At 65.1% G+C, this 14,432-nt stretch carries 15 protein-coding genes; 13 read left to right on the forward strand and 2 right to left on the reverse strand.

Features of this window, described 5'->3' with window-relative positions; translation table 11 throughout:
• The first annotated feature begins 36 nt into the window (after positions 1–36).
• From C6A77_RS03915 to C6A77_RS03975, 13 genes are all read left to right on the forward strand, one after another.
• Positions 37–942 carry an energy transducer TonB gene (locus C6A77_RS03915; RefSeq protein ID WP_114168105.1) on the forward strand — a complete coding sequence of 302 codons (906 nt, stop codon included), beginning with the start codon at positions 37–39 and terminating at the stop codon, positions 940–942.
• Positions 943–1,110: 168 nt separating this feature from the next.
• Complete coding sequence (locus C6A77_RS03920; protein WP_114168106.1) at positions 1,111–1,680, forward strand: YqgE/AlgH family protein; 570 nt, start codon at positions 1,111–1,113, stop codon at positions 1,678–1,680.
• Positions 1,680–2,117: a Holliday junction resolvase RuvX gene (gene ruvX / locus C6A77_RS03925; RefSeq protein WP_114168107.1), complete on the forward strand. Its 438-nt coding sequence runs from the start codon at positions 1,680–1,682 to the stop codon at positions 2,115–2,117. The genes C6A77_RS03920 and ruvX overlap by 1 nt, the downstream gene beginning before the upstream one ends.
• 49 nt (positions 2,118–2,166) lie before the next feature.
• Positions 2,167–2,685: a bifunctional pyr operon transcriptional regulator/uracil phosphoribosyltransferase PyrR gene (pyrR, locus tag C6A77_RS03930; protein ID WP_114168108.1), complete on the forward strand. Its 519-nt coding sequence runs from the start codon at positions 2,167–2,169 to the stop codon at positions 2,683–2,685.
• A gap of 13 nt (positions 2,686–2,698) precedes the next feature.
• The gene (locus C6A77_RS03935) at positions 2,699–3,703 is read left to right on the forward strand and encodes an aspartate carbamoyltransferase catalytic subunit (RefSeq protein ID WP_003257774.1); all 1,005 of its coding nucleotides are present in this window, start codon (positions 2,699–2,701) and stop codon (positions 3,701–3,703) included.
• The gene (locus C6A77_RS03940) at positions 3,700–4,971 is read left to right on the forward strand and encodes a dihydroorotase (protein ID WP_114168109.1); all 1,272 of its coding nucleotides are present in this window, start codon (positions 3,700–3,702) and stop codon (positions 4,969–4,971) included. Before C6A77_RS03935 ends, C6A77_RS03940 begins: the two co-directional genes overlap by 4 nt.
• A gap of 246 nt (positions 4,972–5,217) precedes the next feature.
• The gene (gene hslV, locus C6A77_RS03945; RefSeq protein WP_003249309.1) at positions 5,218–5,748 is read left to right on the forward strand and encodes an ATP-dependent protease subunit HslV; all 531 of its coding nucleotides are present in this window, start codon (positions 5,218–5,220) and stop codon (positions 5,746–5,748) included.
• Between the two features lie 76 nt (positions 5,749–5,824).
• Positions 5,825–7,168, forward strand: a complete 1,344-nt coding sequence (hslU, locus tag C6A77_RS03950; protein ID WP_114168110.1) for an ATP-dependent protease ATPase subunit HslU — start codon at positions 5,825–5,827, stop codon at positions 7,166–7,168.
• Between the two features lie 164 nt (positions 7,169–7,332).
• Positions 7,333–7,710 (forward strand): DUF971 domain-containing protein, encoded by a 378-nt coding sequence (locus C6A77_RS03955; protein ID WP_114168111.1) that lies wholly within the window; start codon positions 7,333–7,335, stop codon positions 7,708–7,710.
• A gap of 268 nt (positions 7,711–7,978) precedes the next feature.
• Complete coding sequence (gene phaC / locus C6A77_RS03960) at positions 7,979–9,658, forward strand: class II poly(R)-hydroxyalkanoic acid synthase (RefSeq protein WP_114168112.1); 1,680 nt, start codon at positions 7,979–7,981, stop codon at positions 9,656–9,658.
• 53 nt (positions 9,659–9,711) lie between these two features.
• Complete coding sequence (gene phaZ, locus C6A77_RS03965) at positions 9,712–10,563, forward strand: poly(3-hydroxyalkanoate) depolymerase (protein WP_114168113.1); 852 nt, start codon at positions 9,712–9,714, stop codon at positions 10,561–10,563.
• A gap of 142 nt (positions 10,564–10,705) precedes the next feature.
• Positions 10,706–12,388, forward strand: a complete 1,683-nt coding sequence (phaC, locus tag C6A77_RS03970; RefSeq protein ID WP_114168114.1) for a class II poly(R)-hydroxyalkanoic acid synthase — start codon at positions 10,706–10,708, stop codon at positions 12,386–12,388.
• A 13-nt stretch (positions 12,389–12,401) separates the two neighbouring features.
• The gene (locus C6A77_RS03975) at positions 12,402–13,016 is read left to right on the forward strand and encodes a TetR/AcrR family transcriptional regulator (protein WP_114168115.1); all 615 of its coding nucleotides are present in this window, start codon (positions 12,402–12,404) and stop codon (positions 13,014–13,016) included.
• Positions 13,017–13,121: 105 nt separating this feature from the next.
• On the opposite strand, the gene C6A77_RS03980 is transcribed toward C6A77_RS03975, so the two are convergent.
• Both C6A77_RS03980 and C6A77_RS03985 read right to left on the reverse strand, forming a co-directional pair.
• On the reverse strand, positions 13,122–13,886 hold the full coding sequence (locus C6A77_RS03980; protein ID WP_114168116.1) for a phasin family protein: 765 nt from the start codon (positions 13,884–13,886) through the stop codon (positions 13,122–13,124).
• Positions 13,887–13,896: 10 nt separating this feature from the next.
• Entirely contained in the window at positions 13,897–14,316 is a 420-nt protein-coding gene (locus tag C6A77_RS03985) for a phasin family protein (protein ID WP_114168117.1), read from the reverse strand.
• Positions 14,317–14,432 lie beyond the last annotated feature (116 nt).

Below are 14,432 nucleotides of genomic sequence, written 5' to 3' on the forward strand. Positions count from 1 at the left end.
GGCCTGCTGCCCCGCCCTGCGGTTGCTGGATACCTGATGACGCTGCCCGCTGACATCCCCGCCGACCTGCTGCCTCCCCGCGTTCGCCCGATGGACCGGCTCGGCTTCACCCTGTTCCTGGCTGCCCTGGTGCACCTGGCGCTGATTCTCGGTGTCGGCTTCAGCGTGATCAAGCCGGCCGAAATCCGCCACACCATGGACATCACCCTGGCCACCTTCAAAAGCGAGAAAGCGCCGGAGAAGGCCGACTTCCAGGCCCAGGACAACCAGCAAGGCAGCGGCACCCTGGACAAGAAGGCAGTGCCTACCACCACCGAACTGGCACCGTTCCAGGACAGCAAGATCAACAAGATCACCCCGCCGCCTGCCGCCAGGCCCGAGGTTATCCCGCCGCCTACGCCCGAGAAGTCGGCGGTGGCGACCAAGGCGCCGAAGCCGCAGAAAGTCGAGCCCAAGCCGAAGGAAAGCAAGCCGCAGCCCAAGCCGGCGGCGCCGGTGCCGGACTTCGACAGCTCGCAGCTGTCCAGCCAGATCGCCAGCCTGGAGGCGGAGCTGTCCAACGAACAGCAGATGTACGCCAAACGGCCGCGCATCCACCGGCTCAACGCCGCCTCGACCATGCGCGACAAGGGTGCCTGGTACAAGGAAGAGTGGCGCAAGAAGGTCGAGCGGGTGGGCAACCTGAACTACCCCGACGAAGCGCGCCGGCAGCAGATTTACGGCAACTTGCGCATGATGGTGTCGATCAACCGCGATGGTTCGCTGTACGAAGTGCTGGTGCTGGAGTCGTCCGGGCAGCCGGTGCTGGACCAGGCGGCGCAGCGCATCGTGCGGCTGGCGGCGCCGTTTGCACCGTTTACCGGGGACCTGGCCGAGTTCGACCGGCTGGAAATCATCCGCACCTGGCGCTTTGCCCGTGGGGACCGTTTGTCCAGTAACTGAACAGGGCCGCTTCGCGCCCCATCGCCGGCAAGCCTGCTCCCACACCGATCGCATTGATCTCAAGCCATGTGCTATCCCTGTGGGAGCGGGCGTGCCCGCGAAGAGGCCGGCATGATCGACACAAAGCTCACCTTGTCAGCCTCGCCACCTGGCGCCACACTATCCCCCATGAAAACCCTCACGCCGAGCTACCTCAAGCATCAGTTCCTGATCGCCATGCCGCACATGGCTGATCCGAACTTCGCCCAGACCCTCACGTACATCGTCGAGCACAACGCCCATGGCGCCATGGGCCTGGTGGTCAACCGGCCGCAGGAGCTGAACCTGGCCGACATCCTCGAGCAGCTGCGCCCGGACGAATTGCCGCCGGCCAGCACCTTGCAGGTGCCGATCTACCAAGGTGGCCCGGTACAGACCGACCGCGGCTTCGTACTGCACAGCAGCGAATGCAGCTTCCAGGCCAGCGTGGCCCTGGAAGGGCTGTCGCTGACCACCTCGCAGGACATCCTGCTGGCCATCGCCGCCGGCGTAGGGCCGAAACAAAGCCTGATCACCCTTGGCTATGCCGGCTGGGAAGCCGGCCAGCTGGAAGCGGAGCTGGCCGATAACGCCTGGCTCAACTGCCCGTTCGACCCGGAAATCATCTTCGACATGGCCAGCGACCTGCGCCTGGAGGCCGCCGCCGCCAGCCTGGGTATCAACCTGAGCCTGCTGACCAGCCAGGCGGGCCACGCCTGATGGCCGAACTGCATTCCGAGCTACGGCTGTTGCTGGGCTTCGACTACGGCAGCAAGCAGATTGGCGTGGCCGTCGGCCAGGTGGTCACCGGCCAGGCCCGCGAACTGTGCACCCTGAAAGCGCAGAACGGCGTACCGGACTGGGCCCAGGTGGAAAAACTGATTGCCGAATGGAAGCCGGACGCCATCGTCGTCGGCCTGCCGCTGAACATGGACGGCACGCCCAGCGAAATGAGCGCCCGCGCCGAAAAGTTCGCCCGCCGCCTGAACGGCCGCTTCAACCTGCCCGTGCACACCCACGACGAGCGCCTGACCACCTTCGAAGCCAAGGGCGAGCGCATGGCCCGTGGCGGCCAGCGTGGCAGCTACCGCGACAACCCGGTCGATGCCATTGCCGCGGCCCTGTTGCTGCAGGGCTGGCTGGAGGCCAATACCTGATCATCTTTGCCGCCGGGCGCACCCGGCGCACCCTTCCGAGGAGCCCGCAATGAGCCTACCCAACCCCGCCGAGCTGATCCGGCAGATGGCTGACGACCTTCGCGCCCACCTGGCCCGCCGGGCCATTACCGAGCCGCGGTACATCGGTATCCGCACTGGCGGCGTCTGGGTTGCCCAGGCCCTGCAGGAAGCCATGGGCGACAGCAGCCCGATGGGCACCCTCGACGTTTCGTTCTATCGCGACGACTTCAGCCAGAACGGCCTGCACCCGCAAGTGCGCCCGTCCGAGCTGCCGTTCGAGGTCGAGGGCCAGCACCTGGTGCTGGTGGATGACGTGCTGATGAGCGGCCGCACCGTGCGCGCCGCGCTCAACGAACTGTTCGATTACGGTCGCCCGGCCAGCGTCACCCTGGTCTGCCTGCTGGACCTGGATGCCGGTGAACTGCCGATCCGCCCGAATGTGCTCGGCGCCACCCTGTCGCTGGCTGCCCATGAACGGGTAAAATTGACCGGACCCGCACCGCTCGCCCTCGAGCGCCAGGACCTCGCCTCCGCTTCCGCCCTTTAAGAGTCCCCTCGCGATGACGCCAATCGACGCCAAGCGCCCGCTGCAGCTCAATGATCAGGGCCAGCTGCGCCATTTCCTCTCGCTCGACGGTTTGCCCCGCGAACTGCTCACCGAGATCCTCGACACCGCCGACTCCTTCCTGGAAGTCGGTGCCCGGGCCGTGAAGAAAGTCCCGTTGCTGCGCGGCAAGACCGTGTGCAACGTGTTCTTCGAGAACTCGACCCGCACCCGTACCACCTTCGAGCTGGCGGCCCAGCGGTTGTCCGCCGATGTCATCAGCCTGAACGTGTCGACCTCCTCGACCAGCAAGGGCGAGACCCTGTTCGACACCCTGCGCAACCTCGAAGCCATGGCCGCCGACATGTTCGTCGTGCGCCATTCGGATTCTGGCGCGGCGCACTTCATCGCCGAGCACGTATGCCCTGAAGTGGCGGTGATCAACGGCGGCGACGGCCGCCACGCACACCCGACCCAGGGCATGCTCGACATGCTCACCATTCGCCGCCACAAGGGCAGCTTCGAGAACCTGTCGGTGGCCATCGTCGGCGACATCCTGCATTCGCGCGTGGCGCGTTCCGACATGCTCGCGCTGAAAGCCCTGGGCTGCCCGGACATCCGCGTGATCGGCCCGAAAACCCTGATCCCGATCGGTATCGAGCAGTATGGCGTGAAGGTGTACACCGACCTCGCCGAAGGCCTGAAGGACGTCGATGTGGTGATCATGCTGCGCCTGCAGCGTGAGCGCATGGCCGGTGGCCTGCTGCCCAGCGAAGGCGAGTTCTACCGCTTGTTCGGCCTGACCACCGCGCGCCTGGCCGGGGCCAAGCCCGATGCCATCGTCATGCACCCAGGCCCGATCAACCGTGGCGTGGAAATCGAGTCGGCAGTGGCCGACGGCAAGCACTCGGTGATCCTCAACCAGGTCACCTATGGCATCGCCGTGCGCATGGCCGTGCTGTCCATGGCCATGAGCGGGCAGAACGCGCAACGTCAATTCGACCAGGAGAACGCCCAGTGACCATCAGTATTCTCGGCGCCCGGGTCATCGACCCCAACAGCGGCCTGGACCAGGTCACCGACCTGCACCTGGACGGCGGCCGCATTTCCGCCATCGGCGCCGCCCCGGCCGGCTTCAGCGCCAGCCGCACGATCCACGCCGCAGGCCTGGTGGCCGCGCCCGGCCTGGTAGACCTCGGCGTATCCCTGCGCGAGCCGGGCTACAGCCGCAAAGGCAACATCGCCAGCGAAACCCGCGCCGCCGTCGCCGGCGGCGTCACCAGCCTGTGCTGCCCGCCGCAGACCAAGCCGGTGCTGGACACCTCGGCCGTGGCCGAACTGATCCTCGACCGCGCACGCGAGGCTGCCAATAGCAAGGTCTACCCGATCGGCGCGCTGACCAAGGGCCTGGAAGGCGAGCAACTGGCCGAGCTGGTGGCCCTGCGCGACACCGGTTGCGTGGCCTTCGGCAACGGCCTGAAGGAAATCCCCAACAACCGTACCCTGGCCCGTGCCCTGGAATACGCCGCCACGTTCGACCTGACCGTGGTGTTCCACTCCCAGGACCGCGACCTGGCCCACGGCGGCCTGGCCCATGAAGGTGCCATGGCCAGCTTCCTTGGCTTGCCGGGCATTCCGGAAACCGCCGAGACCGTGGCGCTGGCGCGCAACCTGCTGCTGGTGGAGCAGACCGGCGTGCGTGCGCACTTCACCCAGATCACCAGTGCCCGTGGCGCGCGGCTGATCGCGCAGGCCCAGCAGCTCGGCCTGCCGGTGACCGCCGATGTGGCGCTGTACCAGCTGATCCTCACCGACGAATCGCTGCGTGAGTTCTCCAGCCTGTACCACGTGCAGCCACCGCTGCGCACCGCCGCCGACCGTGACGGCCTGCGTGCGGCGGTGAAGTCGGGGGTGATCCAGGCGATCTCCAGCCATCACCAGCCCCACGAGCGCGACGCCAAGCTGGCCCCGTTCGGCGCCACCGAGCCGGGTATCAGCAGCGTCGAGCTGCTGCTGCCACTGGCCATGACCCTGGTACAGGACGGCCTGCTCGACCTGCCCACCCTGCTGGCGCGCCTGAGCAGCGGCCCGGCGGCGGCCCTGCGCCTGCCGGCAGGGGAAATCAAGGCCGGTGGCGCAGCCGACCTGGTGCTGTTCGACCCGCAAGCCTCGACCGTGGCTGGCGAGCAGTGGTTCTCGCGCGGCGAGAACTGCCCGTTCATCGGCCACTGCCTGCCGGGTGCGGTGCGTTATACCTTGGTCGATGGGCATGTCTGCCACGAGGCCTGAGTAGCCTCTGTGGGAGCGGCCTTGTGTCGCGATAGGGCCGCAAAGCGGCCCCAGCAATCTATGGATGATGCCGAGAACCTGGGGCCGCCGCGCGGCCCTTTCGCGACGCAAGGCCGCTCCCACATTGACCGCATGCAACCTTGAGCCTGCCACCGACCATTCATCCCCCGCGGTTGAAATCCTTCCCCCCACCCCCATATGAGTCTGCATCAGGCACTTTCGCCCCGCTGCGTGGAGACTCTCCCCTTGACCACCATCGTTTCTGTCCGCCGTAACGGCAAAGTCGTCATGGGCGGCGACGGCCAGGTATCCCTCGGCAACACCGTGATGAAAGGCAACGCCAAGAAAGTGCGCCGCCTGTACCACGGCCAGGTCATCGCCGGCTTTGCCGGTGCCACTGCCGATGCCTTCACCCTGTTCGAACGCTTTGAAGGCCAGCTGGAGAAGCACCAGGGCCACCTGGTCCGTGCCGCCGTCGAGCTGGCCAAGGAATGGCGTACCGACCGCTCCCTGAGCCGCCTGGAGGCCATGCTGGCCGTGGCCAACAAGGACGCCTCGCTGATCATCACCGGCAACGGTGACGTGGTCGAACCCGAAGACGGCCTGATCGCCATGGGTTCCGGCGGCGCCTACGCCCAGGCCGCAGCCCGCGCCCTGCTGAACAAGACCGACCTCTCGGCCCGCGAAATCGCCGAGACCGCCCTGAACATCGCCGGCGACATCTGCGTGTTCACCAACCACAACCTGACCATCGAGGAGCAGGACCTGGCCGACTGATTCAGCTGTTCTGGCGCCCCTTCCCGGTGACGGGGCTTTTCCACGCTGACTCATCTGCCCAAGGACCATTTTCATCATGTCCATGACCCCCCGCGAGATCGTCCACGAACTCAACCGCCACATCATCGGCCAGGACGACGCCAAGCGCGCCGTGGCCATTGCCCTGCGCAACCGCTGGCGGCGCATGCAGCTGCCCGCCGAGCTGCGTGCCGAAGTGACCCCGAAGAACATCCTGATGATCGGCCCCACCGGTGTCGGCAAGACCGAAATCGCCCGCCGCCTGGCCAAACTGGCCAATGCGCCATTCCTCAAGGTCGAAGCCACCAAGTTCACCGAAGTGGGCTACGTGGGCCGCGACGTCGAGTCGATCATCCGTGACCTGGCCGATGCCGCGCTGAAGATGCTGCGCGAGCAGGAGATCGTCCGCGTGCGCCACCGCGCCGAAGACGCCGCCGAAGACCGCATCCTCGACGCCCTGCTGCCACAGGCGCGGGTGACCAGCTTCAGCGAGGAAGCGGCGCAAACCAGCAGCGACTCCAATACCCGCCAGCTGTTCCGCAAGCGCCTGCGCGAAGGCCAGCTGGACGACAAGGAAATCGAAATCGAAGTAGCCGATGCCGTGGGCGTGGAAATTGCCGCACCGCCCGGCATGGAAGAAATGACCAACCAGCTGCAGAGCCTGTTCGCCAACATGGGCAAAGGCAAGCGCAAGGCGCGCAAGCTGAAGGTCAAGGAAGCGCTGAAGATGGTTCGCGATGAAGAAGCGAGCCGCCTGGTCAACGAGGACGAGCTCAAGGCCAAGGCGCTGGAAGCGGTCGAACAACACGGCATCGTGTTCATCGACGAAATCGACAAGGTTGCCAAGCGTGGCAACGTTGGCGGCGCCGATGTGTCTCGTGAAGGCGTGCAGCGCGACCTGCTGCCGCTGATCGAAGGCTGCACCGTCAACACCAAGCTGGGCATGGTCAAGACCGACCACATCCTGTTCATTGCCTCGGGTGCGTTCCACCTGAGCAAGCCGAGCGATCTGGTGCCCGAGCTGCAAGGCCGCCTGCCGATCCGCGTCGAGCTCAAGGCCCTGACCCCGGAAGACTTCGAGCGCATCCTGCAAGAGCCGCACGCGTCGCTGACCGAGCAGTACCAGGCCCTGCTGAAGACCGAAGGGCTGAACATCGAGTTCGTCGCCGATGGTATCAAGCGCCTGGCCGAGATTGCCTACCAGGTCAACGAAAAGACCGAGAACATCGGTGCCCGCCGTCTGCACACCCTGCTCGAGCGCCTGCTCGAAGAGGTGTCGTTCAGTGCCGGTGACCTGGCCAGCACCCACGACGAAGCGCCGATCCAGATCGATGCGGCCTATGTGAACAGCCACCTGGGTGAGCTGGCGCAGAACGAAGACCTGTCGCGTTACATCCTGTAAGACTGGTTGCGACAGTTTCGCGGGTAAACCCGCTCCCAAAGGGTCATCACAATGCCAAGGTATGTGATGACCCTGTGGGAGCGGGTTTACCCGCGAAAGGGCCCTTGAATCCCTCACCCATAAGCTGGAAGCTGTGCTTCATTAGCTCCCGAGAGATTCAGCCCATGGCCCGCCTGCCCACCGCCATCAACCTGCACAAAGCCTCGAAAACCCTCAGCCTCACCTACGCCCCCGGCGAGGTCTACCACTTGCCCGCCGAATTCCTGCGTGTGCACTCCCCCTCCGCCGAGGTCCAGGGCCACGGCAACCCCATCCTGCAGTTCGGCAAGATCAACGTCGGCCTCAGCGGCCTGGAACCTGCCGGCCAATACGCACTGAAACTGACCTTCGACGACGGCCATGACAGCGGCCTGTTCACCTGGGAATACCTCGAACAGCTGTGCCTGCGCCAGGAACAGCTGTGGGCCGAGTACCTCGACGAGCTGCACAAGGCCGGAAAATCCCGCGATCCCGCCGCGTCGGTGGTCAAACTCATGCTCTAGCGCAAGGCCTGAAAGGTTTAGAGCGCATTTTCTAGATTCATCTGTTTGAATGGCTTACAGACAGCCCAGTGAAGGGCTGTCTTGCGCATTACATGAAAGTCGGGTAACCAATGAGGCTGGCAAGCTCCCTGCATCCAGTTGCAGGCAGCCAGCACTCGCGCAGCACCGCTGTTCCTTATCACTGGTCACCCGAGTAGCAGTACCGGGCTCAGAACTGTGCACCTGTCACAGCAACCGGTACTCGTCTCAGGACAACGGAGCGTCTTAGATGAGTAACAAGAACAACGATGAGTTGCAGCGGCAAGCCTCGGAAAACACCCTGGGGCTGAACCCGGTCATCGGTATCCGGCGCAAGGACCTGTTGAGCTCGGCACGTACCGTGCTGCGCCAGGCCGTGCGCCAGCCGCTGCACAGCGCCAAGCATGTGGCGCACTTCGGCCTGGAGCTGAAGAACGTGTTGCTGGGCAAGTCCAGCCTGGCCCCGGAAAGCGACGACCGTCGCTTCAATGACCCGGCCTGGCGCCACAACCCGCTGTACCGCCGCTACCTGCAGACCTACCTGGCCTGGCGCAAGGAGTTGCAGGACTGGATCGGCAGCAGCGACCTGTCGCCCCAGGACATCAGCCGCGGCCAGTTCGTCATCAACCTGATGACCGAAGCCATGGCACCGACCAACACCCTGTCCAACCCGGCAGCGGTCAAACGCTTCTTCGAAACCGGCGGCAAAAGCCTGCTCGACGGCCTGTCCAACCTGGCCAAGGACATGGTCAACAACGGCGGCATGCCCAGCCAGGTGAACATGGACGCCTTCGAGGTGGGCAAGAACCTGGGCACCAGCGACGGCGCCGTGGTTTACCGCAACGACGTGCTCGAGCTGATCCAGTACAGCCCCATCACCGAACAGGTGCACGCCCGGCCGCTGCTGGTGGTGCCACCACAGATCAACAAGTTCTACGTGTTCGACCTGAGCCCGGAAAAGAGCCTGGCGCGCTTCTGCCTGCGCGAGCAGCACCAGACGTTCATCATCAGCTGGCGCAACCCGACCAAGGCCCAGCGCGAATGGGGCCTGTCCACCTACATCGATGCGCTCAAGGAGGCGGTCGACGCGGTGCTGGCGATTACCGGCAGCAAGGACCTGAACATGCTCGGTGCCTGCTCCGGCGGCATCACCTGCACCGCGCTGGTGGGGCACTACGCCGCCCTGGGCGAGAACAAGGTCAATGCCCTGACCCTGCTGGTCAGCGTGCTCGACACCACCCTCGACAACCAGGTCGCGCTGTTCGTCGACGAACAGACCCTGGAGGCGGCCAAGCGCCATTCCTACCAGGCCGGCGTGCTCGAAGGCAGCGAGATGGCCAAGGTGTTCGCCTGGATGCGGCCCAACGACCTGATCTGGAACTACTGGGTCAATAACTACCTGCTCGGCAACGAACCGCCGGTGTTCGACATCCTGTTCTGGAACAACGACACCACACGCCTGCCGGCCGCCTTCCACGGCGACCTGATCGAGATGTTCAAGAGCAACCCGCTGACCCGCCCGCACGCCCTCGAAGTATGCGGCACGGCGATCGACCTGAAACAGGTCAAGTGCGACATCTACAGCCTCGCCGGCACCAACGACCACATCACCCCGTGGCAGTCGTGCTACCGCTCGGCCCACCTGTTCGGCGGCAACATCGAGTTCGTGCTGTCCAACAGCGGCCATATCCAGAGCATCCTCAACCCGCCCGGCAACCCCAAGGCGCGCTTCATGACCGGCGCCGACCGCCCGGGCGACCCCGTGGCCTGGCAGGAGAACGCCACCAAGCATGCAGATTCCTGGTGGCTGCACTGGCAAAGCTGGCTGGGCGAACGGGCCGGCGAGCTGAAAAAGGCGCCGACCCGCCTGGGCAACCGGGCCTATGCGGCCGGCGAAGCCGCCCCGGGCACCTACGTTCACGAGCGTTGAGCCGTGGCCCCTGCGGGGCGCCATGGTGTTCATTTCACCCAAGAGTCACGTGCATGCCGCAACCTTACATATTCAGGACCGTCGAGCTGGACGACCAGTCCATCCGCACTGCCGTGCGCCCGGGCAAGCCGCACCTGACGCCGCTGCTGATCTTCAATGGCATCGGCGCCAACCTTGAGCTGGTGTTCCCGTTCATCGAGGCGCTGGACCCGGAGCTGGAAGTCATCGCCTTCGACGTGCCCGGTGTCGGTGGCTCGTCGACGCCACGCCACCCGTATCGCTTCCCCGGGCTGGCCAAGTTGACCGCACGCATGCTCGATTACCTCGATTACGGCCAGGTCAACGTCATCGGTGTGTCCTGGGGCGGCGCCCTGGCCCAGCAGTTCGCCCACGACTACCCCGAGCGCTGCAAGAAGCTGGTGCTGGCCGCCACCGCTGCCGGTGCGGTGATGGTGCCGGGCAAACCCAAGGTGCTATGGATGATGGCCAGCCCGCGGCGCTACGTGCAGCCGTCGCATGTCATCCGCATTGCGCCGTTGATCTATGGTGGCGGTTTCCGGCGTGACCCGGACCTGGCCATGCACCATGCCGCCAAGGTGCGCTCCGGCGGCAAGCTGGGTTACTACTGGCAGCTGTTCGCCGGGCTTGGCTGGACCAGCATCCACTGGCTGCACAAGATCCAGCAGCCGACCCTGGTGCTGGCCGGCGACGACGACCCGCTGATCCCGCTGATCAACATGCGCCTGCTGGCCTGGCGGATTCCCAATGCCCAGCTACACATTATCGACGACGGTCATCTGTTCCTGATCACCCGGGCCGAGGCCGTCGCCCCGATCATCATGAAATTCCTGCAGCAGGAGCGTCAGCGCGCGGTCATGCACCCGCGCCCGGCATCGGGTGGGTGAATGCGCCTTGAGAACCTGTGGGAGCGGGTTTACCCGCGAATCATCCAGCGCGGTGTATGGCACCGGCTTTGCCGGTGTTCGCGGGTAAACCCGCTCCCACAAGGGTCAGCAGCTGGAAGCGGTCAGACGAGGGAGTGTTGCCATGAAAGACAAACCGGCCAGAGGATCGACAACGCTCCCCGCCACCAGCATGAATGTGCAGAACGCCATGCTCGGCCTGCGCGGTCGCGACCTGCTTTCCACGCTGCGCAACGTTGGCCGTCACGGCCTGCGCCACCCGCTGCATACCGCGCATCATCTGCTGGCGCTTGGCGGGCAGCTGGGGCGGGTGATGCTGGGTGACACACCTCACCAGCCGAACCCGCGCGACGCGCGCTTCAGCGACCCTACGTGGAGCCAGAACCCGTTCTACCGCCGCGGCCTGCAGGCATATCTGGCCTGGCAGAAGCAGACGCGCCAGTGGATCGATGAAAGCCACCTGCACGATGATGACCGCGCACGCGCGCACTTTCTGTTCAACCTGATCAACGATGCACTGGCCCCCAGCAACTCGCTGCTCAATCCACTGGCGGTCAAGGAGCTGTTCAATACCGGCGGCCAGAGCCTGGTGCGTGGGGTGGCACACCTGCTCGAAGACCTGCGACACAATGATGGCCTGCCCCGTCAGGTAGACGAGCGCGCCTTCGAAGTGGGCGGCAACCTGGCCACCACGCCTGGCGCCGTGGTGTTTCGCAACGAGCTGCTGGAGCTGATCCAGTACAAGCCAATGAGCGAGCGCCAGCATGCCCGCCCTCTGCTGGTGGTGCCGCCACAGATCAACAAGTTCTACATCTTCGACCTCAGCCCCGCCAACAGCTTCGTCCAGTACATGCTCAAACACGGCTTGCAGGTGTTCATGGTCAGCTGGCGCAACCCCGACCCGCGCCACCGCGAATGGGGCCTGTCCAGCTACGTGCAGGCGCTGGAAGAAGCGCTCAACGCCTGCCGCAGCATCAGCGGCAACCGCGACCCCAACCTGATGGGCGCCTGCGCCGGCGGCCTGACCATGGCCGCACTGCAGGGCCACCTGCAGGCCAAGCAGCAACTGCGCCGGGTACGCAGCGCCACCTACCTGGTCAGCCTGCTGGACAGCAAGTTCGAAAGCCCCGCCAGCCTGTTCGCCGACGAGCAGACCCTCGAAGCCGCCAAGCGCCGCTCTTACCAGCGCGGCGTGCTGGATGGCGCCGAGGTGGCACGGATCTTCGCCTGGATGCGGCCGAACGACCTGATCTGGAACTACTGGGTCAACAACTACCTGCTCGGCAAGACACCACCGGCCTTCGACATCCTCTACTGGAACGCCGACAGCACGCGCCTGCCCGCCGCGCTGCATGGCGACCTGCTGGACTTCTTCAAGCTCAACCCGCTGACCCACCCCGCCGGCCTGGAGGTGTGCGGTACGCCCATCGACCTGCAGAAGGTGGCACTGGACAGCTTCACCGTGGCCGGCAGCAACGACCACATCACCCCGTGGGACGCGGTGTACCGCTCGGCCTTGCTGCTGGGTGGCGAGCGGCGCTTCGTGCTGGCCAACAGCGGGCACATCCAGAGCATCATCAACCCGCCCGGCAACCCCAAGGCCTACTACCTGGCCAACCCCAAGCTGTCCAGCGACCCACGCGCCTGGTTCCACGACGCCAAGCGCAGCGAAGGCAGCTGGTGGCCGCTGTGGCTGGAATGGATCACCCAGCGCTCCGGCCCGCTCAAGGCGCCACGCAGCGAGCTGGGCAACGCCACCTACCCGGCGCTGGGACCCGCGCCGGGTACCTACGTGATGACTCGATGAGCACGCCGACGGGATGAAGACGCGCGACCGTATCCTCGAATGCGCCCTGCAGTTGTTCAACCAGCAGGGCGAGCCCAACGTATCCACGCTGGAGATCGCCAACGAGCTGGGCATCAGCCCTGGCAACCTGTACTACCACTTCCATGGCAAGGAGCCGTTGGTGCTGGGGCTGTTCGAACGCTTTGAAGAAGCGCTGATGCCGCTGCTCGACCCGCCACTGGAAGTACGCCTGGATGCCGAAGATTACTGGTTGTTCCTGCACCTGATCGTCGAGCGCATGGCGCAATACCGCTTCCTGTTCCAGGACCTGTCGAACCTGGCCGGGCGCCTGCCGAAGCTGGCGCGCGGCATGCGCAGCCTGGTCAATGCGCTCAAGCGCACACTGGCAGCGTTGCTCGCCAGCCTCAAGAGCCAGGGGCTGGTGGAGAGTGATACGCAGGCGCTGGGGCAACTGGTGGAACAGATCACCCTGACCCTGATGTTCTCGCTGGATTACCAGCGGGTCCTTGGGCGCGAGGGGGATGTGGGGATCGTGGTGTACCAGGTGATGATGCTGGTGGCGCCGCATCTGCAGGGCCAGGCACGGGCGGCGGCGGAGCAGTTGGCGGTGGGGTATCTGGAAGGATAAGCCTGCTGGTGCGGCGCTGAGGCCTTCGCGGGCTTGCCCGCTCCCACAGGGGCTTTGCGCTGTACCTGTGGGAGCGGGCGAGCCCGCGAAGCAGACGACGCGGTATCAGATCAAAGTACCAGTGCCGTTCGCTGCCGACGGGTTGCTGCTGGCCGGCGCGGTAGCCGGGGCCGGGGCTGCGGTTGCAGCTGGAGCAGCGCTGGCTGCCGGCTTGGCGGCGGCCGGTTTGGCCGGGGCTTTCTTCACCGCAGGCTTCTTGGCTGCCGCAGGCTTGGCTGCAGGTTTCGCCGCTGCTGTCTTGGCCGCTGCTGTCTTGGCTGCAGGCTTCGCCGCTGCAGTTTTAGCCGCCGGCTTGGCCGCGGCGGTTTTCGCCGCAGGTTTGGCCGCTGCCGTCTTCGCCAGTGGCTTGGCCGCAGCCTTGCTGGTCGCCGGTTTGGCTGCTGCACGCGACGAGATCGGCGTAACCGACGCGCCGGTCAGTTTCTCGATCTGCCTGGTCAGGCTGTCCACCTGCTGGTGCAGCGCCTTGATCTCGTTGCGGCTCGGCACGCCAAGGCGCGAGATGGCGCTGTTCAGGCGCTTGTCGAAGGCTTCTTCGAGCTCGCTCCACTTGCCCAGCGCACGGTCCTTGACCCCGGATACACGCGAGCTGGTCGACGACTTGGCGGTCTCCGCCACGTCTTCAGCGCTCTTTTTCGCCTGCTTCTCGGCCTTCTCGCCATCCTTCACCAGCGAGTCGAACAGCTTCGGGCCGTCCTGGTCGATCTTCGAATAGATACCCAGCCCCGCCAGCCAGATCTTGCGGGAGTACTTCTCGATCCCGCCGACCCAGGAGCTGCCTTCTTTTTCGGAATTCTTCTTGCCAGCCATCCTGCTCTCCTTATGGTTTGTGCGCGACGCGCTCAAGCAGCTCGTGCAGCTGTTCAAGCTTGATGGACAACGCCTCAACGTCATGTTTAGACGGAATGCCCAGGCGATTCAAGGCGCGACCGACCCGTGCGTCGAAAGCTTTTTCGATTTTATCGAGTTGAATTTCCACGCGCCCCGGAACGCGGCTGACGGCCTGGGTCGCTTCGTCGATCTGGTGGTTGGCCGCATCCAGTTCTTTGTCCAGGCGCTGCTTGCCACGCTTCTCGACGCCTTCGCCGGCCTTGACCAGCTCGTTGAAGTAGTCAAAGCCTTCCTGGCCCACGCGCGCATAGGCGCCGATGCCCGCCAGCCAGATCTTGCGCGCGTAGCCGCGCACCTCGCCCAGCGTGCCTTGGGCGTCGTCCTTTTTCTTCACTGTCACTTTGGCCATGCTCTGTACCTCATGCTCATGAGTGGAGGAGAAACCGCCCATGGAGGTTGGGCTTGAGCACAAGGTAGAGAGGGAAATTAGAATCTTCACCCTAAGGTGAGCATGCATGGCCCGGG

Source organism: Pseudomonas sp. AFG_SD02_1510_Pfu_092, from assembly GCF_003331055.1.
In the GTDB taxonomy this organism is placed as follows: Bacteria; Pseudomonadota; Gammaproteobacteria; order Pseudomonadales; family Pseudomonadaceae; genus Aquipseudomonas.

What these genes read in the sequence shown, in the direction of transcription:
- C6A77_RS03915 (WP_114168105.1), top strand. Translation starts at nt 37, where the DNA reads ATGACGCTGCCCGCTGACATCCCCGCCGACCTGCTGCCTCCCCGCGTT.
- C6A77_RS03920 (WP_114168106.1), top strand. Translation starts at nt 1,111, where the DNA reads ATGAAAACCCTCACGCCGAGCTACCTCAAGCATCAGTTCCTGATCGCC.
- ruvX (WP_114168107.1), top strand. Translation starts at nt 1,680, where the DNA reads ATGGCCGAACTGCATTCCGAGCTACGGCTGTTGCTGGGCTTCGACTAC.
- pyrR (WP_114168108.1), top strand. Translation starts at nt 2,167, where the DNA reads ATGAGCCTACCCAACCCCGCCGAGCTGATCCGGCAGATGGCTGACGAC.
- C6A77_RS03935 (WP_003257774.1), top strand. Translation starts at nt 2,699, where the DNA reads ATGACGCCAATCGACGCCAAGCGCCCGCTGCAGCTCAATGATCAGGGC.
- hslU (WP_114168110.1), top strand. Translation starts at nt 5,825, where the DNA reads ATGTCCATGACCCCCCGCGAGATCGTCCACGAACTCAACCGCCACATC.
- C6A77_RS03955 (WP_114168111.1), top strand. Translation starts at nt 7,333, where the DNA reads ATGGCCCGCCTGCCCACCGCCATCAACCTGCACAAAGCCTCGAAAACC.
- phaC (WP_114168112.1), top strand. Translation starts at nt 7,979, where the DNA reads ATGAGTAACAAGAACAACGATGAGTTGCAGCGGCAAGCCTCGGAAAAC.
- phaZ (WP_114168113.1), top strand. Translation starts at nt 9,712, where the DNA reads ATGCCGCAACCTTACATATTCAGGACCGTCGAGCTGGACGACCAGTCC.
- phaC (WP_114168114.1), top strand. Translation starts at nt 10,706, where the DNA reads ATGAAAGACAAACCGGCCAGAGGATCGACAACGCTCCCCGCCACCAGC.
- C6A77_RS03975 (WP_114168115.1), top strand. Translation starts at nt 12,402, where the DNA reads ATGAAGACGCGCGACCGTATCCTCGAATGCGCCCTGCAGTTGTTCAAC.
- C6A77_RS03980 (WP_114168116.1), bottom strand. Translation starts at nt 13,886, where the DNA reads ATGGCTGGCAAGAAGAATTCCGAAAAAGAAGGCAGCTCCTGGGTCGGC.
- C6A77_RS03985 (WP_114168117.1), bottom strand. Translation starts at nt 14,316, where the DNA reads ATGGCCAAAGTGACAGTGAAGAAAAAGGACGACGCCCAAGGCACGCTG.